The sequence below is a fragment of the uncultured Erythrobacter sp. genome (assembly GCF_947499705.1).
In the GTDB taxonomy this organism is placed as follows: domain Bacteria; phylum Pseudomonadota; class Alphaproteobacteria; order Sphingomonadales; family Sphingomonadaceae; genus Erythrobacter.
The window spans coordinates 189,058-210,556 of sequence record NZ_CANMPJ010000001.1; the positions used below are offsets into that span (position 1 = coordinate 189,058).

A 21,499-nucleotide genomic window follows, 5' to 3' on the forward strand; every position below is an offset into this window, starting at 1 on the left:
CCAAAGCCGGCAAAAAGGAATTCACGATGACCCAGACGACTTACGAGTATTCTGAAACCGAAGGTGGGTCGCCGATCAAGATGTGGACTCGCGGTGTTCCGGTCGATGATCGGGCGCGCGAGCAGCTTTCCAAGGCGGCGCAGATGCCGTTTATCTTCAAACATGTGGCCGCGATGCCCGACGTGCATGTCGGTATCGGCGCGACCGTTGGCTCGGTTATCCCGACCAAGGGTGCGGTGATCCCGGCAGCAGTCGGCGTCGATATCGGCTGCGGCATGATGGCGGCGCGGACCTCGCTGACTGCGAGCGATCTGCCAGACAACCTTGCTGGTATCCGGTCCGCTATCGAAGCGGCTGTGCCGCATGGGCGGTCCGGTGCGCGGGGTCGGCGCGGTCCAAAGCGGGACAGGGGCTCATGGGGCGAACCACCTCAGGCCGTTGTCGATGCCTGGGCGGACCTCGCGGTTCGGTTTGGCAACATCGTCGCAAAGTATCCGCGGTTGAAGAACGCGAACACTGTCGTGCATCTCGGCACACTCGGTACGGGCAACCACTTTATCGAGCTGTGTCTGGATACCGAGCAGCGTGTCTGGGTGATGCTTCACTCCGGATCGCGGGGCATCGGCAACGCGATTGGACGGTTCTTCATCGAGCTTGCCAAGCAGGATATGCGCAAGTGGCATATCAACCTGCCTGACGAAGACCTCGCCTATTTCCCGGAAGGGACCGATCATTTCGACGATTATGTCGAAGCGGTCGAATGGGCGCAGGACTTTGCCGCGCTGAACCGGCGAGTGATGATGACCCATGCGCTCGATGCGCTGCGGTCGCAGATCACCAAGCCGTTCGAGGCTGAATGCGAAGCGGTGAACTGCCATCACAACTATGTGACGCGGGAAAACCACTTCGGCGAAAACGTACTGGTGACCCGTAAGGGCGCAGTGCGGGCAGCGAAGGGTACGCTCGGCATCATTCCGGGTTCGATGGGAGCAAAGAGCTTCATCGTCCGCGGGCTTGGCAATGCGGAAAGCTTCGATAGCTGCTCGCATGGCGCAGGGCGGGTGATGAGCCGGACACAGGCCAAAAAGCTGGTGACGCTCGACGAGCACATCGCGGATACTGCCGGTGTCGAATGCCGGAAGGATGCGGGCGTGATCGATGAAACGCCCAAGGCCTATAAGCCGATCGAAGCCGTGATGGCCGCACAGGCCGATCTTGTAGAGATCGTGCATACACTGAAGCAGGTGGTGTGCGTGAAGGGGTAACCCTTCGCGGGCATCGCCTGCTTTTAAACGAGGAGTTCAGCATGCGTGGACAATTCTTCTGCAAGGGCTGCGGCGGACCGATCACCGGTGTGATCGAAGTGGAGTCACTCAAAGACCCATCAGTCAAGCGTCCCTCGCTTAAGCTACAACAACCCGTTGCTCCATGCGGTTCGGGCTATAAGTCCCGCTACAAATCCTATGATCCAGGAGGCTGGAGCAAGCAAAAGGCCACCGATCCTGAGCCAACCTATTGGCTCAATCCTGACGATGTTAAGCCGTACTCGAAATACATCAAAGGCCGATGCATTGGGTGCTGCGGGATCGCGGGGCTTGACGGTCCCAACCACCAGTGTGCGAAGTGCGGAGCGGAAATCGGTACTGAAGAAAGCGACTGCTACACGCCGTATATCTTCATCACCGAAAGCCGAAACATAGAATTCGAACGAGAAGACAGATGATCACTATCGACGGCTCCGAAGGAGAGGGCGGCGGGCAGGTGCTACGCTACGCTGCCGGCCTTTCGCTCATGACGGGCGAGCCTTTCACCATTCACAATGTTCGCGGCGGGCGGAAGAAGCCTGGCCTGATGCGCCAGCATGTCACCGCGATCGAAGCGGCGGCGATGGTAGGCAATGCCGAAGTAAGCGGCCTGTCCGTAGGATCGGAGGAATTGACCTTCCGGCCTGGCAGCGTCGTGCCCGGCGAGTATCACTTTGCTGTGGGCACCGCTGGCAGCACCGGGATGGTGCTGCAGGCGCTGCTCGGGCCGTTGATGCAGGCGAGCGAGCCATCGCGCGTCGTGATCGAAGGGGGCACTCATGCAAGCCATGCGCCACCGTTCGAATTCACCGCGCGCACCCTCCTGCCGCTTATCGCCAAGATGGGTCCGAAAATTACTGCGACGCTTGATCGGCATGGGTTCTTCCCCCGCGGCGGTGGACGGATTGTGGTCGAATTCGATCCTTCTGACCTACGCCCGATTGAGCTTATTGATCGCGGGAAGTTGCTTTCGACCAAGGCCGAAGCGGTTGTAGCGGGTATCCCTTTCGATGTCGCAGACCGCGAGTTGAGTGCAGCGCGCAAGGTGCTGTCCGACTGGCCCGAAGATGCGTTTCAGTCAGTACAACTGCCCGCCGATCACGGCCCTGGCAACGCCCTGTTGATCACGGCCGAGTTCGAGAACGTGACGGAGGTCACATCCGGCTTCGGCAAGATTGGTATGCCTGCGGAACGGCTCGCCAAAACGGCTGCCAAGCGTATGGCCGGTTACCTCGGGTCGAGGGCGTTTGCTGGCCCATATCTGCAAGACCAATTGCTTTTGCCGTTCGCGATGGCAAAGGGCGGCGCGTTCACGACGGTGAAGCTGAGCGAGCATACGCGCACGGCATCGCAGCTGATCGAGCGCTTCACTGGTACCGGGTTCAAATTCTCCGAGACCGGGGAAGGGACCCATCTGGTGGAGGTTGCTCCCGGCTAATCCGCACCATCCTTCGGAACTCGAACGAGCAAATGGGGATGCGAGTACCAAGTGGCCAATTCTAGCGCTTCAGCTTGAATTTCGGTCCCTGGTACACGCGCACCGCGTTGCCGCGTTCGACCTGCAGGTTCTGTTCCCATAGCTGCGCATTGGCTTTGCCCGCTTCAGCTTCCTGCTGCTCCTCCAGCATCAGGGCAATCTTTAGCCGGGCGGTCTTCTTGTTGGCGAATTGCGACCGCTGCTCCTGGGAAACGCAGGTTAGCCCACTTGGCCCATGGACCGCGCGAATGGCGCTGTCGGTCTTGTTCACATGCTGCCCGCCGGGGCCGGATGCACGGATCGCCTGGTAGGTGATATCGCGCTCGTCGAAGCCCGCAATGTCGCTTGGGTCAGGCGCTTGGCGGACGCCAACGAACCAGTTCTTGCGCTTATGGTTGGGGCGGAAAGGGCTGGTGCCGATCCAGCGGACTGTGCCCGTGCGCTCGCTGACGAATGTCTCGACATCCGGACCTTCGACCTTGAGTAACATGCTGGCGCAGTCATCGGTCACCTCCAGCACCGAGCATGCGAGACCCATTGCGGCGGCTTCCTTGCCAAACGCTTCTCCCAAGCGTTCCACGCACCAGCGACATTCCTTTGGCCCTTGCCCGGACGAGATATGCAGGATCGCGCTGTTCATGAGCGCCTCCTTTTGTAGGTGATGATGGGGCGGAAGATCGCGACCACTTCGATCAAGCCCGCCTGCGACAGATCATCGATCACACCTTCTATGTTCTTGTAGGCTTGTGGCGCCTCCTCGAACACCAGATACTTGTCCTCGCAGATCACCCGGCCGCCCAGATCGGTGCGTTCCAGATCGGTGATCGAGTATCGCGAACCGAGTTTGGTGCGAGCATCCTTACGCCCCCATTTCCTTCCCGCCCCATGGGCAAGGGAATGCAAAGCGATCTCGTCCCGGACCGCTTTCGGCGCGACGAGGTAAGTCATCGTGCCGCGCGAGCCGGGGATCACCACCAGGCCTTTGTCAGCGGGAGCCGCGCCTTTCCGATGCAGCCAGCCATCTTCGTGCGGCGTCACGCTGTTGTGGAAGATATCCAGTTTCAGCGCGGCATCGGCGCCGAGCTTGCCAAGGAAGCGCTCGGCAATGATGTCACGGTTCAGTTTTGCCCAACTCATCGCCTCATCATGCCGGGCGAGGTAGTCGTCGAAAGCCGCCGTGCCGGTCAGCAATCCCCCACCTTGATACTGGCGAACATGGCTTCGCAGGATCGCTTCACCCAAGCCGCGCGAGCCGCTGTGCGTGAGGAGATAGACCTGATCTGGATCGAAACGATGTGCTTCGAACAATTGCGGGCTTTCAATGCTCTCGACAATTTGAAACTCGGCGAAGTGGTTGCCTCCACCAATCGTCCCAAGGCTGTCGCTATCGAGGCTTGAGGTTAGACCCCTTTTGTCCAACCGATCTAGCCTGTCACCCGGCCACGGGCCTTCCAAGTCGACCAGCTTCCTGACGGTCTTATCGCGCTTGAACTTTCGAGCCTCTAGATCGGTTTGCCAAAGCGCCATGCCGCAGCCGATGTCGTTGCCGACCAGGTGCGGATAGACATGGCTGCGAGACCAGAACGCGGCTCCGACGGGAATGCCCTGTCCAGCGTGCAGATCAGGCAGGCCGACCGCTTGCTCGATCCCGGGCAGATCGGCTGTTTGATGCAATTGATCGATCGCCTTCTGCTCGATCCAGCTTGAATCGGAGCCGATGAGGCGAACCTTCTGATACGTCATCAGTTCACGCCTCCGTTATTGGTGAGTCCGTGCGACTTGAGCTGCTTCTTCGAAAGCTGTTTCATCGAACAAACTTCCCAGCCGCCCGGCTGATCTCGCCACCTTTGTTCAATCAGTTGATGGCGCAAATGAGCCTCCGTGCAGCGCGGATCGCGCGTGAGGTGGATCTCGAACCAAATGCCTTTCCGCTTCATCCGCACATGTAGAGGGGACAAAAGCTCAAAATCATCGAACGGGCCTTCTGGATAGGCCGCAAGCCAGCGGCGGTATGAGCGCCGCTCGATCCCGAGAAGTTGGCGAAGTCGCGCCGTTTCTTTCACCCGGCCGTCAACCGGATCAACATAGAGATCCGGCCACCAGCCATCGAGCGGTTGCACACCGCCAAAACGGCCTTGTCCGAGCCATTTGCCATTCGCATCGACATGGATGGAAACCATGATGAAATCCTCCAGATGCTCGCGAATATGCATCTTCACCGTGCTGCCTGTGTCGAGCTGCTGGCAGATCTCGCTGAAGACATCGTTCCAGAGACGTCCACGCTGCTTGAGCAGATAGCGCCGCAGCGGCGCGAGGTTCTCATTGAGCGACTTGGTGTAAGCGGCAGATTCCCAGGCATGCCGTTTGTGCCCGATGAATGTGCGCCCCGGATCGGTGCGCCGCTTCAGCTTCGCAGCCGGCGCATGGCGAGAACCCCACCGCGGACGTTCCACGATGACCTTGAACATATCAGCGCGCATCGTTCACCTCCCGGCTGCGAGAGTCGAGCAGCTGTGAAGGGTCTCGGAGATTTCCGAGCCGCGAAACTGTATTGTAGTAAATTGATGCGGCGATGTGCCGCACGAAGTCTGTTGCTACGCGAGCGAGCTCGCGTCGATCAGAATTGCCCATGACAATTGTTCCTGACTGGCAAAGAATATCAGTGTGGATGATTGTGCAGTCTGGGTATTCAGCATGATCCACTCCTTTCCTTGCGTTGGAACAATTGAATCGAGGCACGCTGCTAGGCGTGCTCGATTTCAAGATCAAGCACTTTTTCATCGAAACCAATCCTGTGATGGCTCATCACCTGAGTCTGGCGTGGCCGGATCACCTCAGTTGGTACGACTTGTCGTGGCGAGTGCCAGCTTGCGTTCCATTGGCAAGGATCGAGCTGTCTTGCAGCAAGCGACGCAGTACGCCTTGAATGCTACGCGTCGCCTCAGGCGTGGATGGAACAGCGATCAATAATCGTCCTGAGGGCGGAGATGCTGGTTGACACGGTTCGGCGCATAGTCTTAAGGCCCGCCGCCTGTGGTGAGCCCAGATGGCGGAATTGGTAGACGCGCCGTCTTCAGGTGGCGGTGGGGGCAACCCCGTGGAGGTTCGAGTCCTCTTCTGGGCACCATTTGTTCTTCTCACGTTCTCCCAAATAATCTATAAAAATGTGAAGCGACAGAATCTAGGTCATTTATGTCCTAATGTGTCCGGCGTTTCCGACAAAGTTAGAGTCATGTTCTTGATCTGAGAATCTGCTAAGACACTCGTAACGTGCTATTGTGACCAGTAAGCTGCGCAGTCTTCGTATCCTCACTTAAACTGATCAGATCAATTGTCCGAAAAATGTATACACATTTCGGACACCTCTCAGAGTGTCACCGATTCCGTAGCTCCGCTGGCGCACTGGTCCCGTATTCAATGATGCAGCACGCTTCTCTTCAAATGAGTAGTGCAATTGTGTCCCTGTGTGACAACTTGAGCAACCAACCAAGTCTGCTTGGCTGGTTGCCTTTGGTGAAGCCGAAAACGGTCCGTCCATTTAGATGATTGGTATCCCAAATCGAAGGGCCTCGCACAGTTGTGCGCCAGACAAGAGTGATATCCTCTTTACATATATCTAATATAGTTATATCTATCATGCGACTCATAAGCGGATAGGCGCATGACCGAAGAAGAATTCCTCCGAAGCTACGACGCGAAGAGCTTTGAGCGTCCTTCTGTTGCGGTCGACCTCGTGTTGATGAGCGTTAGAGACGGGCAAGTTGTCGCAGTTCTTCAGCAACGATCCGAGCACCCGTACCAAGGCCATTGGGCACTACCAGGCGGGTTTGTCCAGATTGGCGAAAGCCCTGATGAGGCGGCGACTCGTATCCTGAAAGACAAGGCGGGGATGGATCAGTGCTTCCTTGAGCAGCTTTACACATTTGGTGCTCCTGATCGTGATCCTCGGACCCACGTTATTTCGATTGCTCACTTTGCCCTGTTGCCGTTTGAGCGATTTGAGAAGGCGCTGGACCGAAAAGCAGACCTTGCGTTGGCGACTATCGATGTTCCTTGGAAGGGGGAGGCTGGAGGGGCTGTGAGGGCGTTGGACCGGCAGGGTTCAAAACTATCACTCGCCTTTGATCATGACGAAATCCTTGGCCTAGCTGTCAAGCGACTGAGGGGCCGTCTCGATTACTCGCCAATCGCTTTTGCGCTTCTCCCGGCGCTCTTCACTCTTCGCGACCTTCAGGACGTGCATCAGGCGATCCTTGGCGTGGAGTTTAGAAAGCCAGCCTTTCGCCGCCGCATGCTCGACGCGGGCTGGATTAAGGGCACCGGCAAGAAAGAGTCCGGACAAACCTTCCGGCCCGCGGAATTATACACACTCAAGAAAGGAGTGAAGAATGGCACAGATTAGCAATTACGGCATCCTCGCCCAGCTGCGAGCAGATGCCAGTCACCACATCATTCGCTACAAAAGCGGTAAGATGAAGCAAAGCGGGCGCGGAATTGTGTGCTGGTTCCGTCCGGAAACCGCCAGCATCGTCGAGGTTCCTTTAGACGACCGGGAGATGAGCCTGTTCGTCAAAGGGCGCAGCGCCGACTTTCAGGATGTGAATGTGCAAGGCGTTCTGGGCTGGAGAGTTCTGGAGCCAGAGAAGCTGGCCGAACGCATCGACTTCACCATCGGCTTGCAGTCTGGTCAGTATCTGAAGGAACCGCTCGAACGCATCGAAACCCGCTTGCGCGGTCTGATCAATCAGGCGGCCTTGCAATATTTGGCTGAGAAGCACGTCCGCGAATTGCTCGACTTGGGCGTCGACCCGTTACGCGAAGGCATCGAAGCGGCGCTCGCTAGCGAGCAGTCTTTGGCTGATATCGGTATCGAGATCGTCAACATTCGCTTGGACAATCTTGCGCCAAGCAGTGAGCTGCAGCGCGCATTGCAAACTCCAACTTTCGAAGCTTTGCAGCAGAAGGCAGATGAAGCGGTCTATGAGCGGCGGGCGATCGCGGTCGAAAAAGAGCGCGCGATCGCTGAAAATGAGCTCGTCAGCAAAGTCGAGCTGGCGAAGCAGGAAAAGCAGCTTATCGCTGAAGAGACCGGCAATGCCAAAGACCGCGCAGAAGGTATCGCTCAGGCTCAGCAGATCGAAAGCGATGCTGAAGCCAATCGTATCCGCGTTGTCGATGGCGCAAAGGCAGAAGCGCAAAAGGCACAGATGGATGTGTATCAGGGTGTCGCCCCGGCCATCATCCTTGGCCTTGCCGCACGCGAGTTTGCGCAGAAGCTCGATAGGATCGAGCACCTCAATATCACTCCGGACATGGTGGCCAGCCTGCTGAAAGAGTTTGGCGGAAAATCTCCACCAACTCCACCGCTTGCTGCCGTGGAGTAGAGAGGCTTGATATGACTTCCCTACCTGCCCGCGTCGTCTTCGTAACTCGCGAAACCGAGTACGAACTGCTCATCAATCGCCATGCCACAGTTGAGCAGGCTAGGTTTTTTCTGGAAACGCGCGGGCAGAAGCTCTCGGTGCTTGAAGACCGTCATGAGCGTTTCCTCGAAACGCTAAAACTGGCACGGGCAGCAGTGCCCGATGAGTGGCGGCAGGCACTTGTCCAGCGTGCTGATCTGGATCGGTTCCTCTTTTCTGCAGAGGACATTGTCGTCCCCGTTGGTCAGGACGGACTAGTCGCCAATGTCGCAAAGTATCTTGATGGTCAGTTCGTGATCGGCGTGAACCCAAATCCAGATCTCTATGACGGGGTGTTGGTGCAGCATCGGGTTGAGAGCTTGCCGAAAAGTCTGGCGGCCAGTGTGGCACAAGACTGGGACTGTCAACAGCGAACAATGGTAGAGGGCTCGCTCGACACGGGCGAAAGATTGTTCGCGCTCAATGAGCTTTTTATCGGCCATCAGACTCATCAATCCGCCCGCTATGAGATTGCCTGCGATGGCACGCGTGAAAATCACAGTTCGAGCGGCGTTATCGCCGCAAGCGGAACCGGGGCCACTGGATGGGCTCGCTCCATTATGGATGCCACGCACCAACGCATTGACCTCAGACACGACGAAAGAGCCATCGCTTATTTTGTCCGCGAACCATTCCCGAGCGTTGCAACGGGTACAGATTTACGCGCGGGCAAGATCGAGACGAAACCCCTCACAATCACCTCGCGCATGAATGATGGCGGCGTGATCTTTGCAGACGGTATCGAGCAGGACTACCTGCCCTTCGATTGGGGAAAAACGCTTACTGTAAAGCCATCAGAACGTTCGCTGAAGCTAGTGACGGCATGACGGCGACGCTCAACGCAAACGATGTGTAGCTTTGAGCCAAGAGCGGCCTATGTGGTTACAAGCGCAGCACTTCAGAAAGCTGACCTTCAAGCGGATCAATGAAACGGTCATCAACAGTCAATTCAGCGACCGTTCGAGCCGACTGCGGAAACCTCGCAATGTTATTAGATCCTGCGAGAAGGACCGATGCGTCGAGTAACATTCCGCATCAATCTCCCATGCTTTTGCGGTGTTGGACAGCTGCTGCGGCGCCGCGGACAGTGAAATAGCGTCATTCGTCGTGTCACAGTACATGCGACCTGACGCCACTGTCTTTTTGTGCTTTGAATTTAGTTTTAGATCAAGCTGCGGCTTTATTCAGCGAAGCACCAACGACACTTATGTAAAGACGCAATAGTAGGGGTATTTATGTTCGACAGCTTTGAACGCCGGGACGGTCCGAATGAGCGCAAGAAACTGCAATGTAATTCCTGCAAGCGCCAGACTATCCACACGCTTGAAGCTCAGTGCATCGGCCGATGGCAAGAGGAATTTGGCTGCGGGCACAGTGCTGATGGTGGAGTTGAGTTCTCGTTGTACCGCTGCGGAGCCTGTGACGAGGTTTGCTTCGAGACTTCATCGTGGTGCAGTGAAGAATACGATCATGATGACGAGGGAAATATTTATCTGCCTCGGACAGAAATCCAGTATCCGCCCCCGTCCTCTGCGGACTTCGCATTCGACACCGATTTCACACCGCACGACCTCAATGAGCTTATTGATGAAATGCTGTATGCCTTGGCAGGCAGCAAACTCAAACTAGCGACTGTTGCTTTGCGTATGGTGGTAGAATTCATCGTTACTGACACTAAGTGCGCCGGTCGGAACCTGATGAGGAAAATCGATGACCTACATGCCAAGGGCCATGTCGATCAAAATCAATTAGCTTTGCTCCATAAGATTAGGGAAAAGGGAAACGCGGGTGCCCATGAGCGGAAAGCAATGAACCGAAACGAGATGGTTGCTGGTATTGGCCTCGTGAACCTGCTGCTCGAGAAGCTGTACAACAGTCCCAAGCGACAGGAAGAGATCGTAAAGAAGGCCAATCAAGCATTCCAAAGCGATGATGATTCCTAAGACAGTAGGCTGCTAGGGTAGGACCAAGTTACGACCGCTGCGGTGAAGGGAATTTTCAGTCGTCGAACGCTAAGGGCAGTTTGACCGCTCATAGCCGACAGCTGACCGCCCGTTCTCGGGCGATGGACATTGAAAAGCAGAATTTGGTACTCAATTCAGTTCTCAAAATAACGCATCTCCGACATCCATCTTCCCTAAACGGGTGAACGCAGATTGAAACGGTGTATGAGACCAACATGCCAGCCTTTGCTGACTCTCGACTCCCATAGATGACAAATAGTCCAAGGCTACAGATCTGAATCAATAAAAGACTGTAGTTGCGTATAAAACCGGGGAAACTCGACCGTAGTTAGATTGCGGACTTTTCTTTGAGCACTACGCTTTAGACTAGGAACGGGCACACCAGCACATCTGTGAAGCCCAAGAGTACGGTTACTGGTTAGGACGGTATGATCAACGCGCTCGCTTTAAATCTCATCGCAGACGTCATGAGTTGGGATACAGAGGAAGCGACAAAGGAGTATGCCTGGCTAAAGTTGATGGCCTCTGTGAAGTATGACGGCTACTCCGACTTTCGGGCGGGCATACGCTTCCTTGAAAGCTTAGCCACATGGCTTCGGCAATTTGATGTCGGAGATAGGCCACGAGCTTACGCTTTCGTGAAAGAGCGCCTGGTTTATATCTCTCAAGCTGAGATGCAGCGGGTGGTCGAGGTCTTCATACCTGAAATTGTCACACCTTATCTCCGTAGAGTCGCCGCAATTGAATCGAATTTGAGGCCGTGGGAAGTTTGGGGGAGCGCTGAGGGCGTCGCGACCTTCAATCGATTGCTCCGCCGTTCTCTTTTCGTGGGTTTGAGTGACGGGAGCAGGATTGACGTGCTGCGGCGTGTCAACTCTCCTCGGCTTGTCCAGGATCAGTTCGTGCCGATGCTCGATATCGGCGAAGAGAAATGGGCCGATTTGGGAAAAGAGCTAGTTGATGCACAGGAAGATGCGACTGCGAGATTTGACCATGTGTATCTTGTCGACGACTTCACGGCTTCTGGAACCACCTTCATTCGAGAAGTCGATGGCGAATGGAAAGGGAAGCTTAAGAAATTCAATGACTTGGTCTTGAAGGCAAGAGGGGTTCTTGGAGACGCGTTTCCCTTGAGCAAGGGCTACTCGCTTCATATTCACCATTACATCTCGACGAGGCAGGCTAGGGGCGCCTTGGAGGAACGCGTCGAGGAGGCAAAGGTAGGACTGGCCGACCGTTCATTTGGCGACGTCACAGTCACCGAAGGCTTGCTCCTTCCTGTTAGTCTAAAAATGTCGGACGAAGAAGATGCGGAAATGCTCGGTCTCTGCGACCACTATTACGATCACCATCTTTACACCCGCCTCAAGAAGCACTGTGATGAAGCTGGGCAGAGCGATATGCGACGCGGCTATGCCAACTGCGCTCTGCCTCTTGTGCTTGAACACAACAGCCCAAATAACTCTGTTCCGCTGTTGTGGGCCGCTACAGATGGTCGGGATGGGCACGCCATGCGTCCGCTCTTCAGAAGACGTGACAGGCACGGTTGAGAGGCAATGGCAAATCCCTTTTTACGCCGAGCAACAGAGTATGTGCGCGACGATGCGTCGTTCCTTGCTATCGTAAGCCCTGCACCGCTGACGAACTTTCTGGCCAGAAGCGATCACAAAGAAGAGATGTTCGAGCTTCCTGTCCGGATCATCGGTGAGCCTGGCAGCGGAAAAACCATGCTCGCCAAGCTCGCCGAGTTTCGGATGGTGGACGCTATCTTGAGCGATCTGTCCAGCTCAACCAACAAAGAGCTGGCAGCAGCACTTGCCGATGCCGGATTTCTAGCTGACGGCATTCCAAATGTCGCAGCAGTCCGCGAACCCATGGAGTCGGACTACAGAGACTTTTGGGAGCTACCTTACGATGAAGCTGTTCGGACCAAGCTGGCTTTTTGGTTCGCGCAAGCGCGGACGATGCTCGGCCTGATCAGAAATCTCACGGCCGGTCGACGCCGCGGGATTGATGATTTCCGGTTTGTCGCCCGCGATTCGTCGGAGGCTCAGGTTGATCAAATTGGCGGTCTTGGCCCAGCTGGCATCCGTGAACAAGCGATTCAAGTCCAACGGGCGATCTATTCGGTCGTAGCTGGATTGCGTCCACCCAAAATTGAGGATCTGCCCGTTGAGGCTGTGTGTCCTTACAACCCGTTCGAGGCAATAAGCCACATCGAGCTCGAATGGGGTGGAAAGGAAATTTCCTTAAGCCCATTGGTTATGTTTGACGATGTTCACGCTTTGCACCCTGATCAACGTGATGGCCTTTTTTCGGCGTTGGCAAGGCGAGAAATCCGCATTGGACGATGGTTGATGATGCGTCTGGACGCCCTCAGTCCCGGGGCCGTCCTCGGGCAGCCCGGTGCACAAGAGCGTCATAACCTCGCGAGTGGTCGAGACTTTGTCGAAATTCGAATGCAGGGTTCCGCCAAACGTGGCGTAGAAAGGCGTCAATTTCGTACAATGGCGCTCGACATGGCAAACAGGTATTTGCCCCTTGTGCAACCTTTGAAAAATCGAGGTGCGACCGACTTTGCCTCTCTCCTTTTGGGTGATCCACCCCGAATTACTGCAGGCCGTCTCTCTGATCTACGCCAGACCGTGGACCGCGATCAGGAGAAGTTAGAGATTACCGACGTACGGCGTAAGGAGCTCGAGCGAATGGTGGGCGAACAGTTGGCCAGTCCGACCGGACCAAGAGCGCCCGAGGAGGTTCGGCAGGCGATGACTCGAATACTAATGCATCGTTACGCCAACCGGATTCAACACCTTACTCCTTCTCTTTTCGAGGACTTCGATCCTGATCCACGCACCCCTTTGAAGGTCAACGCGAGCGTCATGGATGGTGCTCACATCCACCTGCGGCACAGTCACCAAAGACCCCTGCATTACGGTATTGAAGATCTCTGTGATGCGAGCAATGAAAATGCCGAAATCTTCCTACAGTTTGCTGGCGCACTAGTGGCCCGAATGGAGACGCTCGCCATCCGAAATCGGAGTCCCGCGCTGACACCAAACGCTCAGGAAGGCGCGCTGATTGAAAAAGCTCGCTCAATAATGACCGGGTGGTCGTTTGCATACGCGGCAGAAGTCCGCCGAATGGTCGATGCCGTAGCAGCGGACTGCGTGGAGGCCTCTTTGGTCCCGAATGCCACTTTGGGACCGGGGGCAAATGCGGTAGCCGTGCCAGAGGAGGAGATGGAGAAGCTGCTGAGCGCCGACGATGAGTTGGCCCTGATCTTAAAACACGCCCTGGCGAATGGCGCCATCATTGTTACGAGAAGCTACGGCCAAGGGGGAAAGCTCTGGTGCCTCATTGAGCTCTCAGGAACCGTCTGTCTCGCGCACGGCCTAACTCTAAAGCGCGGTGGGTTTCTTGAAAAAAAGATCGCGTTCCTTAGGGAGGTGATATCCTAGATGTCTCGGGAGTATTGGAACAATTGCATCACACACTTCGATGAGGAAGTTGAGCAATTCAGCGAGGCATACTTCGGCGAGGTTCATCGAAAATGCCTCCTTGTCGCAGCTGCCGGGTTCGATCCAAGATCTAAGATTGTTGCTCGCCAGCTTGCAAATATCCTCGGCGACAGGCTGCAAGCATTTTTTGTCCGGGAGGAACGCGGAAGAGCTGACGCGAACCTCGTGACGAACGCTGATGCAAATGAGGCCCACCTCCGCGAGATTGTTCCGAACAGTAAAGTCGAGAGGGTCGACATCTTTGGGGATGATGGTGCTGCGGTCGGAGGTTCTCGTATCGCGTCGATACTTGCCAAACTCAACGTGGACGACTCTATAACGGACATAGTCCTCGATATGAGCGCGCTGTCCATCGGAGTTGGCTTTCCGATTGCAAAAATTCTCCTTTCTGAATGTGAAGGAGCAGCTAATCGCGCATTTCATCTATTTATAGCTTCAAACCCCGAGTTGGACGACCTTATTGAGAGCGAGCCGACAGAGCTAGCAATGCCCGTGAAAGGTTTCTCGGGAGTTGGGAGTCTTGCTCAAACTCTCGAACCAGCTCGAATCTGGCTTCCTCAACTGGCCCGGGGTCGCAAGGCAGCGTTGGCCAAAGTTGGACTGTCGGTTGGCGAATTCTACAAGGTCTGTCCAGTAGTTCCATTTCCAGCCAGAGACCCGCGGCGAGCCGATGCGCTCGTCGGCGAGTATGAGAATGAACTAGTCAACGAGTGGCAAGTGGATCCTCGTGATCTCGTTTATGTTTCTGAACGCAATCCGCTGGACAGCTATCGGACCATTTCAACCTTAAAAGAGCGATACGACCGAACTGTAGAAGGCACCTATGAGTCCCTCATTATTCTGTCACCAATTGGCAGCAAGGTGATGGCCGCAGGTGCTTTGATGGCAGCAATCGAGCACGATCTGGCGGTGCATTACGTAGAGACAGCTCGCTACGAGTTCGACGGCACTAGCTCAGAAAAGGCCACTCACCCTGATTTGTTGGTTCATGTCCTTTTGAGCGGACCGCCTTATGAGGACTACAGCGGTGTAGTCTCTGAGGTAGAAGCGTGACCAGCAGTTTTGCCTCGAAACTTGATGAGCTAACCGCGACCGCAGAAATATTCTTCGAGTTCGATGCCGCCTCTATAGCTTCGAGTTTAGCTGACGGCCGTGATCGGCACGCCATTGCCGTCGGCTCAGGCGGATCGGCGGCATCTGCTGCCTACTTTGCTCGATGTCGTCAGACCTTGGGCTTGGGCCCAACGAGTGTCGAAACGCCGACGGCGATTGTTTTGGGAGCTAGCTCCCTCTCAACCTCCAACGTCTGGCTCTTTAGTGCTGGCGCGGACAATGCCGATGCCCGCGCCGCAGCAATGGCAGCGTCTCAAAGGTGCTCACCTCGCATCGACGTTGTTACACGCGGCAGTGACGGTTCGGCTGCTCAAATGGCCCTGGTGCGAGGTGGCCAAGTACATAGGGTGCCGGTGGCAAGCGAGAGCGACGGCTATCTGGCGACACATTCTATGGTGTCCACAAGTATCGCGCTCTCACTGGCGTCGGATATGTTGGCCCATGACGCATATGGGAGCGAGAAAATCGTTGAGACGATTTGCAGACAGATTGCGAACATGCGGACCTCCTCGGTCCGCACTGAACTGGTTGATCGTTTTTCATCCCTCCGATCGACAGATTCGGTAATTCTGTTGGCCGATCCGCTTCTGGCACCGATTGCGTCGATGCTGGAAACGTCCTTATGGGAAGCATCGCTTTGCCCAGTTCAGGTCGCCGATTTTCGAAATTTCGCGCATGGGAGGCATAGCTGGCTTCATCATCGCCCGGACGAAACTCACCTGATCGCACTCACGACTTTGGACTCGCATGGGCTTTGGAATGCAATCGACCTCGCATTGCCGAGACCGATCCGTCGCTGCCGTTTCGACTTTCAAGATGGTGGGCGGCTTGCGAACGCATTGGGGCTCGTTGATGCGTTGGGCATAGTCGAAGCGATCGGCGAAGTCTTGAATATTGACCCCGCCAAGCCTGGTTACGGTCAGTTTGGTCCGCTCTTGTACGATGACAATGCGCTCGAACAAGTTGCAGTCGGTTTGCCAGGCAGCGTGCGCCACAAACGATCCGCGATGTACCGAATGGATGAACGGTCGACTCACCCTGCGTCACTTCGAGATGCGGCTAAAAAGACGCTATCGCACTTGAGATCGATAAGGATCGCCGGAGTTGTTTTGGACTATGACGGCACCATCGTTTCGACTGCAGATCGATTTTCGCCGGCAGCGTCGCCGATCGTCGAGCAATTGGAGCGGTTGGATGCGGGAGGCATTGCGATAGGTATAGCAACGGGCAGGGGGCATTCCGCCGGAGAGGGCCTGAGAGCAGTCCTGCCGGTCGAGATGCATTCTAGAGTGGTTGTCGGTTACTACAACGGGAGCCATGTGGTGCCGCTTACTGTCGATATTGAGCGTGATCCCCCGCCGCCGGATCCCGTTATCGGCGAGATGGCAGCTTGGCTGATCAAGCGTAGCGACCTCTTTTCTTCCACCGATTATAAGGTCGGAAAGGTTCAGATCACGATCAATACCTCACTAGTTCGGGATCCAATGCGTTTCGGACGCGAACTGGAATCGTGCTCTTTAGTGTCCGACGGCCAGGTGAGAGTTCAAAAATCTGGGCATAGCTTTGACATAGTGTCCGGGAAAGTCAGCAAATTGAAGGTACTGGCAGAAGTCCGCTCGAAGATTAAAGACGGATTGGAAGTTCTATGCTTTGGTGACAGTGGAGCGTTCGGTGGGAATGATGCCGAATTGCTTGGGCACCCTACGGGGATCAGCGTGGGGGATGTGGACGGCACGATGGACGGTTGCATATCACTGTTCGACGGGAGGCTATCTGGCCCAGAGGCACTTCTCAGGGTCCTCTCTGCTCTGGTAGTGTACGATGACAATGGAACCTCGAGATTGGATATCGATTCCTTAAATCTCGACATATTGGAGTGATGGGTACATAATGAGAACATTGGAGTTATGAAATACGCCCTTCCTCATATTGATGTTATCGGCTCAGGCTTCACCGCTCTTGATCGCATCTATACCGATGGCCGCTTCGACACGGAAAGTCTGGGCGGTTCCTGTGGCAACGTACTGGTTTCTCTCGCTTGGTTGAGTCGGCAGGTCGCGCCAGTTTTAGCACTTGGAGATGACCGTGAGGGAGAATATCTCCTTCACGAGTTCGTAAGTGCTGGAGCCGATACGCGCTACATCCACCGTCGCACTGGCTTGCGTTCGCCCATCCTAGCACAAGAGCTCGACACAAGAGCGGGAGTTCATGACTTCAGCTTTATCTGTCCGGACACCCTTTCAGACTTACCCCGATTTCACCCCATTGGCGATGTTGAGCTGTGCGCGGCTAAACCTGCGCTCTCACGGTGTTCCGTTTTTTATGCAGACCGCTTGTCGGAAAGTATTCTCGAAGCCATGAGGACCGCTTGGTCCGCAGGTGCGATCGTATTTTTCGAACCCTCGCAAATCGAAGATGATCACCTATTTGCGCTCGCGATGGGGATGGTGACAATACTCAAGTACTCGAATGATCGTATCGACGGGCAGTTGACATCTGATGAGGATGGGATTGTTCGTATTGTGACCCACGGTGCGGCAGGTCTTGAAGTCGCTGGTGGCGGAGCCTCCCAATGGTTTGAAGCGGTTTCAGCTCCTCAGGTTCTCGATACATGTGGCTCGGGAGACATGGTTAGCGTTGGAGTGATTGACTGGATCATCGGCAACGCTTTTGTCCGAGAAGACCTGTCGTTGACAAAACTGACACCAGGTGTAGCTGCTGGCCAAAGGTTGGCTGCGGAGAATTGTGCCTATGCCGGTGCACGCGGCTTGTTTCACAATAAAGGTTCAGCATATGCGCGTCGTATGCTGGATGCGACCAGGTCTGGACCGCCCTGTTATTGAGCTGCTTCGTAAGCACGTTCGCCTTCGAGCTCGCTTTGCAACTGCTGTCGCAGTTCCATCAGCATCGTACCAAGCATGTTGCGGCCAACCCCGTCGACTTCGCCCCATAGGCGGTTGACTTCATTGTCGACCGTGGCGCTTTCAACGAGCCGGACGTCTCCTGTCGAAAGCAAAAGCGCCTTCAGGTCCTCGTGCTGCTCGAATTTTGCCCGTAGAACCGCCCGCATTCGGTCGAATTTGGTCTTGGACCAGCCCGGCGCCACGTCCCAGTAATATAGCCCATGTGCTGCCATCGCCAACAACGCGGGAGAAGGCGAATTCATCAGCCACTCGCGGACGGCCGGCTTGCGAGGCTTGCCCGCCTGATAAGCGTGTTCGCTGGTTGGAAACCGCTCGCCCTCGAATTCAATCTCGCGCCTGTAGAGATTGCTGAATGCGCCGTAGGGTTTCTCACTCGCGCGGTAAAAATGGATTTCTTCGGTCATCGATTGCCTTCTTGCAAATTCACAATAATTATTACATGCAAAATTGCATGAAGGCAACAGCCGAGCAACTCGCAACCTTGCAAGAGCAGATTGCTGCTGCGCGTAGCCAGACTGCTCTGTCTGACACGGAGATAGGCAGTATCTCAGGGGTTCATCCAAGCCAGGTCGGCAGGATTGTCCGCGGCGAATTCAAGACCATCAGCTTCAATGTCGTGCAAGTTTGCAAAGCACTCGGCATTGCGGTCGAAAGTGCGCCGCGAAACCTTTCAGAAGAAAGTGACGCTTGGCTCCGTCTAGAGGCAAGCTTGCGAGGCCTTTGGGACAAGACCCCCGAAGGTGCTGACAAGATTGTGAAAGTTCTCGATACGATCAGCACACTTCGTCAGAGCTGAGCAATGGTGTGGCGGTGCGCCGAAAAACTTTCAAGATACCATATCATTGCTTCGGTCTACATTTTTTGTCTCTGATCAGCGCTACGTCCGCTTTTTGGCAGCCGAAATGTACTTTCGAACAACTGAGATTGGGTCGCCAAGTAGCCACAATACCCCTTTTCCCAGATATCCTGCTGAGTAGGCGCAGACTAAGCCTTTGCTTCTCGCGATCTTCTTCGGTTAATCCGGGTGCCAATTGCGAATTCACAATTAGAAGACCATTCTCACGCCGTGCGTGTTGCCGCATCTTAGTCCAGCTACGATCAAAACGCTCAAAGACGTTGCGGGCTACGCGGAGCGAGGCGTCGGAATTTACTCTCATTCGGCACTTTCCTAAATCTTGAAACCCAAATTGCGGGCCACTGCAGCTTGAAAACCGAATGATTGGCATTGCTGATCAGCTACATGTCCGCGAGTTTAGTCATCTGCGAACCGTTTCGCCAGCCTTGCGCTCGCACCGCTCCTCGTGGCCAATTTCGCTCCGTATCGCATTACAGTACGCGAATCGCGCCATCGGTACGCCTGCATGATTGCTGGGAGGCTCTCTCCAAGTGCAAAGTTGTCCTGGGCTACACCTACTCTAATCGAATGAGAGGAAAGCGATCGCAGTTCACGTTCAAATCTCTCTCGACCCATGGAACCGAGAAGTCCTTTGTCGAACGCGCGCCGCGCTAACCTTCTGTAGATCAGCGTGATGCTGTTGGGATGTAGTGGCTCCGAGCCAAGCCGGTCGACTGACCGGTCGAAATGTAGGTAGACGCGGCGGAAAAGTGGTCCCGAATTGATCTTCATCCTTTTCTGCCAAGCGAATATAGCTTTCATTGCTGCTGGCGACAGATATGCGTGCTGACCTTCGCTCGCTTGGTCGGTTTTGCTCGACGGGATGAATAGAACACCCGCGCCATCACTTTCAGGTCCCTCGATATGCCGGCACTCGATCGCTACCAACTCGGAGCGTCTGCATCCTGTGTCGTAGGCGATGCGAAGCAGCGCGGCATCACGCTTGCCCAGAGCATCGCGCCGACACGCCGCAAGTAAGTGCGCGATACAGATTCCCTTGGGCGGACTATCCAGATCGGCAATATCTCCTTTGAAGCGGATCCCCTTGGCCTGGGTCTGTTTGACGCCAAGCACCCTCTTCATGGCGCGGCGCTCGAAGGACACCAGTGCGGCTTTCGTGGGGTCTTCCAATTCCATCAGCCGATAAGCCCTGCCTACATTGACCAGGTAGCGCTCGATCGTTGCAGGCTTGCGGGTTTTTAGCTTGCTCTCCTCCATGCCGGAAAGCGCGCGGATCCATGCAGCCACCAACTTGGGTGTCGCCTTGGCTGCATCTGTTTTGTTCTGACGGCACCACTCGCTCCACAGCGAGAGATCTGAGCTGAATGCCCGGCGCGTGTTCGCAGCCCATCCGCGGACCACTGCATCAAGTATGTCGGGATCAATCGTAGTTCGCGGTGCGATCAAAGCGCGGACCTCGTCGATGAGGTCGACTGGATCGAGCTGGGAGGTCTCTCTTCTGGACACGAAAATCGCTTTGTCAGGTGGTTTTGACTGGGCATCTAGTAGTGATAATGTACAATTATCAACACTGTGTGACTTATTGCAATGACCCAAAACGTGATTGAGTATAGGACTTGGCTATGAGTAGGCCTCCAAAACCCTTCGCGAGCTTGCCTTGGTCAACCCGACTGGCCTGCGCCATGGAGGCTGCGCTTTCTCGTGTTCATGCGCTAGATGCCAGAGTTTCCTCAAGTATTTTGCTAAGGGTTTGGCAAGCCCGCGCAGCGTTGACGGGCTATGCCGAAGCTCTTCGAATGCAGCATTTGCCAATTGAGGAAGTGGACGTTTTTTCGCACTTTTGTGACGTCAGGCTGCCTGGGAGAGCCCTTCCTGACACTACAGGAAGTCCATTTGATGAGTTCCCGATCTGGGAGCAAAGGCTACGATCAGGCGAAAATGCGCATTGGCACGAGCAACTTCCATTCTCTTTCGAGGCGCCGCAAGGCTGGGATGAGGCGCCCAAGGTTGTCCGCGCTCTAACGCTCTTCGATGCTTGGGTCCGCGCGGACGAGAGCAAGTGGCCTTGGTTGCAACTGCCGATCCTTTTGCACCAATTTGGCGTGACAACTGAAATCCTGCCCAATTTGGTCGCAGGAACAAATGCGCAGCGCAACGCGACCACTGGCCGAGTTGATCAATTGATTGCGATCCTTCGTGGTTTGGTGATGGCAGCCGATACGGGCTTGTCGCGCTTGTCCGCGATGGAAGAAGGTTTGGTACGATACGCAGCTGCGCTGCGTAATGAGCGTCGCCCAGGCAAGATGGAGGAACTCGGGAGGTTACTTTGGGTCGAACCCATGCTGCGCCCCAAGAAGGTGGCCGAGCGGCTCGAGATGACTATTGCGGGTGCAGGCAAGGTCTTGAGCCGTGCAGCTGCGCTGGACTTAATAGTTGAGGTTTCTGAGCGCGATAGCTGGAAAGCCTATGTCACGCCCGATGTAGGGCTAGCACTCGGGTTGTTGACTAAACCGATTGGGCGGCCTCGCAGGTGGCCGAATGCTCCAGACCATATCAGGCCGACCCTAGGCGCATTGGCAGCTCGCTAGCACGCGATCCCGCCAATGATTGCTCAGGCCGATTGAGGAGGGATGACAAATCATCTCTTCGATGCAATAGTTTGAACGACGTCGCAGAAAGAGCGGCACGGAGCGTAGTAACTCCGCTGAACGACTGAGGCTTGGCCAGTGCAACTGGCCGGGTCGCTGTCGTGCATGTCTAGGGCCCTGCCTAAAGACGGCAGCGCGTTCGGACTCAGTCTCGGATGTTACTACGGCCCGGCTTAGAAGCTGGACAGGGAGTAACGACTACATGCGGATAAAAATGAGTGGCTCGTACC

General features: G+C 55.4%; 19 protein-coding genes and 1 tRNA gene. 15 read left to right on the plus strand and 5 right to left on the minus strand.

Annotation, left to right across the window (positions count from 1 at the left end; genetic code table 11):
- Positions 1-26: 26 nt before the first annotated feature.
- Genes Q0837_RS00755 through rtcA form a run of 3 tightly spaced genes read left to right on the plus strand, consistent with a single transcriptional unit; the run spans position 27 to position 2,742 of the window.
- Positions 27-1,265 (plus strand): RtcB family protein, encoded by a 1,239-nt coding sequence (locus Q0837_RS00755; RefSeq protein ID WP_298463946.1) that lies wholly within the window; start codon positions 27-29, stop codon positions 1,263-1,265.
- 41 nt (positions 1,266-1,306) lie between these two features.
- Entirely contained in the window at positions 1,307-1,723 is a 417-nt protein-coding gene (locus Q0837_RS00760; protein ID WP_298463949.1) for a hypothetical protein, read from the plus strand.
- Positions 1,720-2,742: an RNA 3'-terminal phosphate cyclase gene (rtcA, locus tag Q0837_RS00765; RefSeq protein ID WP_298463951.1), complete on the plus strand. Its 1,023-nt coding sequence runs from the start codon at positions 1,720-1,722 to the stop codon at positions 2,740-2,742. The genes Q0837_RS00760 and rtcA overlap by 4 nt, the downstream gene beginning before the upstream one ends.
- Positions 2,743-2,803: 61 nt before the next feature.
- Here the strand turns inward: rtcA and prfH are convergent, their stop codons facing one another.
- The 3 genes from prfH to Q0837_RS00780 are packed head-to-tail and all read right to left on the minus strand — an operon-like array spanning position 2,804 to position 5,261.
- Positions 2,804-3,421, minus strand: coding sequence for a peptide chain release factor H (gene prfH, locus Q0837_RS00770; RefSeq protein ID WP_298463953.1), 618 nt, complete (start codon positions 3,419-3,421; stop codon positions 2,804-2,806).
- Complete coding sequence (locus Q0837_RS00775) at positions 3,418-4,524, minus strand: RNA ligase RtcB family protein (protein WP_298463955.1); 1,107 nt, start codon at positions 4,522-4,524, stop codon at positions 3,418-3,420. The genes prfH and Q0837_RS00775 overlap by 4 nt, the downstream gene beginning before the upstream one ends.
- The gene (locus tag Q0837_RS00780) at positions 4,524-5,261 is read right to left on the minus strand and encodes a hypothetical protein (RefSeq protein ID WP_298463959.1); all 738 of its coding nucleotides are present in this window, start codon (positions 5,259-5,261) and stop codon (positions 4,524-4,526) included. The genes Q0837_RS00775 and Q0837_RS00780 overlap by 1 nt, the downstream gene beginning before the upstream one ends.
- Before the next feature lie 560 nt (positions 5,262-5,821).
- Here Q0837_RS00780 and Q0837_RS00785 point away from each other — a divergent pair.
- The 10 genes from Q0837_RS00785 (at position 5,822) to Q0837_RS00830 (ending at position 17,684) form a co-directional block, all read left to right on the plus strand.
- A tRNA-Leu gene (locus tag Q0837_RS00785) sits at positions 5,822-5,908 on the plus strand.
- A gap of 534 nt (positions 5,909-6,442) precedes the next feature.
- Positions 6,443-7,183 (plus strand): NUDIX domain-containing protein, encoded by a 741-nt coding sequence (locus Q0837_RS00790; protein ID WP_298463961.1) that lies wholly within the window; start codon positions 6,443-6,445, stop codon positions 7,181-7,183.
- Positions 7,170-8,165 carry an SPFH domain-containing protein gene (locus Q0837_RS00795; RefSeq protein WP_298463964.1) on the plus strand — a complete coding sequence of 332 codons (996 nt, stop codon included), beginning with the start codon at positions 7,170-7,172 and terminating at the stop codon, positions 8,163-8,165. The genes Q0837_RS00790 and Q0837_RS00795 overlap by 14 nt, the downstream gene beginning before the upstream one ends.
- 11 nt (positions 8,166-8,176) lie before the next feature.
- Complete coding sequence (locus Q0837_RS00800) at positions 8,177-9,070, plus strand: hypothetical protein (protein WP_298463967.1); 894 nt, start codon at positions 8,177-8,179, stop codon at positions 9,068-9,070.
- A 408-nt stretch (positions 9,071-9,478) separates the two neighbouring features.
- On the plus strand, positions 9,479-10,186 hold the full coding sequence (locus Q0837_RS00805; protein ID WP_298463970.1) for a DUF4145 domain-containing protein: 708 nt from the start codon (positions 9,479-9,481) through the stop codon (positions 10,184-10,186).
- Positions 10,187-10,635: 449 nt separating this feature from the next.
- Positions 10,636-11,757 carry a hypothetical protein gene (locus tag Q0837_RS00810; RefSeq protein ID WP_298463973.1) on the plus strand — a complete coding sequence of 374 codons (1,122 nt, stop codon included), beginning with the start codon at positions 10,636-10,638 and terminating at the stop codon, positions 11,755-11,757.
- 6 nt (positions 11,758-11,763) lie between these two features.
- A complete protein-coding gene (locus Q0837_RS00815) occupies positions 11,764-13,668 on the plus strand; it encodes a hypothetical protein (RefSeq protein ID WP_298463975.1) in 1,905 nt (634 codons plus the stop codon).
- Complete coding sequence (locus Q0837_RS00820; RefSeq protein ID WP_298463978.1) at positions 13,669-14,781, plus strand: hypothetical protein; 1,113 nt, start codon at positions 13,669-13,671, stop codon at positions 14,779-14,781.
- Complete coding sequence (locus Q0837_RS00825; protein WP_298463981.1) at positions 14,778-16,721, plus strand: HAD family hydrolase; 1,944 nt, start codon at positions 14,778-14,780, stop codon at positions 16,719-16,721. The genes Q0837_RS00820 and Q0837_RS00825 overlap by 4 nt, the downstream gene beginning before the upstream one ends.
- A 27-nt stretch (positions 16,722-16,748) precedes the next feature.
- Positions 16,749-17,684 carry a PfkB family carbohydrate kinase gene (locus Q0837_RS00830; RefSeq protein WP_298463985.1) on the plus strand — a complete coding sequence of 312 codons (936 nt, stop codon included), beginning with the start codon at positions 16,749-16,751 and terminating at the stop codon, positions 17,682-17,684.
- Here the strand turns inward: Q0837_RS00830 and Q0837_RS00835 are convergent.
- Positions 17,678-18,169 (minus strand): NADAR family protein, encoded by a 492-nt coding sequence (locus tag Q0837_RS00835; protein ID WP_298463988.1) that lies wholly within the window; start codon positions 18,167-18,169, stop codon positions 17,678-17,680. The genes Q0837_RS00830 and Q0837_RS00835 overlap by 7 nt on opposite strands.
- 47 nt (positions 18,170-18,216) lie before the next feature.
- Here Q0837_RS00835 and Q0837_RS00840 point away from each other — a divergent pair, with 47 nt between their 5' ends.
- Entirely contained in the window at positions 18,217-18,561 is a 345-nt protein-coding gene (locus Q0837_RS00840; RefSeq protein ID WP_298463991.1) for a hypothetical protein, read from the plus strand.
- A 456-nt stretch (positions 18,562-19,017) separates the two neighbouring features.
- Here the strand turns inward: Q0837_RS00840 and Q0837_RS00845 are convergent, their stop codons facing one another.
- A complete protein-coding gene (locus Q0837_RS00845) occupies positions 19,018-20,067 on the minus strand; it encodes a tyrosine-type recombinase/integrase (protein ID WP_298463994.1) in 1,050 nt (349 codons plus the stop codon).
- A 656-nt stretch (positions 20,068-20,723) separates the two neighbouring features.
- Between Q0837_RS00845 and Q0837_RS00850 the strand changes: the two genes are divergently transcribed.
- A complete protein-coding gene (locus Q0837_RS00850; RefSeq protein ID WP_298463997.1) occupies positions 20,724-21,209 on the plus strand; it encodes a hypothetical protein in 486 nt (161 codons plus the stop codon).
- Positions 21,210-21,499: the final 290 nt, after the last annotated feature.